Origin of the sequence: Pseudomonas sp. R37(2017), from assembly GCF_002113375.1 — a bacterium.
Taxonomy (GTDB): Bacteria; Pseudomonadota; Gammaproteobacteria; order Pseudomonadales; family Pseudomonadaceae; genus Aquipseudomonas.
In genome coordinates this window covers 1-1,561 of sequence record NZ_NEHO01000044.1, presented here as the reverse complement: position 1 = coordinate 1,561, position 1,561 = coordinate 1, and the positions used below count along the sequence as shown (strand labels likewise).

Here is a 1,561-nt window from a genome sequence, read left to right as displayed (position 1 = left end):
TCGCGAGCAGGCTCGCTCCCACAGGGATCTCTTGTGAGTTAAATATTGGGGACTGACCCGGATCCACTGTGGGAGCGAGCCTGCTCGCGAAGGCTGCTTGAAGGGCGCCACAGAACTACCTGTGGCACCCCTCCGGTTTTTAGAAGAAGCCCAGCGGATTGATGTCGTAGCTCACCAGCAGGTTTTTGGTCTGCTGATAATGGTCGAGCATCATCTTGTGGGTTTCACGGCCGACGCCGGACTTCTTGTAGCCACCGAACGCGGCGTGGGCCGGGTACAGGTGATAGCAGTTGGTCCACACACGACCGGCCTTGATGGCGCGGCCCATGCGGTAGGCGCGGTTGATGTCGCGGGTCCACAGGCCGGCACCCAGGCCGAACTCGGTGTCGTTGGCGATGGCCAGGGCTTCGGCTTCGTCCTTGAAGGTGGTGATGCTCACCACCGGGCCGAAGATTTCTTCCTGGAACACACGCATTTTGTTGGTGCCCTTGAGCAGGGTCGGCTGGATGTAATACCCGCTCGCCAGGTTGCCCTCGAGTTTTTCCACTTGGCCGCCGGTCAGCAGTTCGGCACCTTCGCCCTTGGCGATTTCCAGATACGAAAGGATTTTGTCGAATTGCTGCTCGGACGCCTGGGCGCCGACCATGGTGTCGGTGTCGAAGGGGTCGCCGCGCTTGATTTGCAGGACCTTCTTCATCACCACCTGCATGAATTCGTCGTAGATCGACTCTTGCACCAGCGCGCGGGAAGGGCAGGTGCAGACTTCGCCCTGGTTGAAGAACGCCAGCACCAGGCCTTCGGCGGCTTTTTCGATGAAGGTCGGTTCGGCCTGCATGATGTCTTCGAAGAAGATGTTCGGCGACTTGCCGCCCAGCTCCACGGTGGACGGGATGATGTTTTCCGCCGCGCATTTCATGATGTGCGAGCCGACCGGGGTCGAGCCGGTGAAGGCGATCTTGGCGATGCGCTTGCTGGTGGCCAGGGCTTCGCCGGCTTCGCGACCGAAACCCTGGACGACGTTCAGCACGCCCGGTGGCAGCAGGTCGCCGATCAGCTCGACCAGCACGGTGATGCCCAGCGGAGTTTGCTCGGCGGGCTTGAGCACCACGCAGTTGCCGGCGGCCAGGGCCGGGGCGAGTTTCCAGGCGGCCATCAGGATCGGGAAGTTCCACGGGATGATCTGGCCGACCACGCCCAGGGGTTCATGGATGTGGTAGGCCACGGTGTTGCCGTCGATTTCGGCGGCGCTGCCTTCCTGGGCGCGCAGGCAGCCGGCGAAGTAACGGAAGTGGTCGGCGGCCAGCGGGATGTCGGCGTTGAGGGTTTCGCGCACGGCCTTGCCGTTGTCCCAGCTTTCGGTGAGCGCCAGGGTTTCCAGGTTCTGTTCGATGCGATCGGCGATTTTCAGCAGGATCAGGGAACGCGCCTGGACGGACGTGGCGCCCCAGGCATCGGCCGCGGCGTGGGCGGCATCCAGGGCCTTGTCGATGTCTTCGGCCGTGGAGCGGGGGAATTCGGCAATCGGTTGGCCATTCACTGGCGAGGTATTGGTGAAGTACTG

Annotated in this window: 1 protein-coding gene; it reads right to left on the bottom strand. The window is 62.6% G+C overall.

Annotation, left to right across the window (positions count from 1 at the left end; translation table 11 throughout):
- Nucleotides 1-139 precede the first annotated feature (139 nt).
- On the bottom strand, nucleotides 140-1,561 hold a 1,422-nt coding region (locus CAG47_RS27585; RefSeq protein ID WP_085729443.1), incomplete at its 5' end, for an aldehyde dehydrogenase family protein.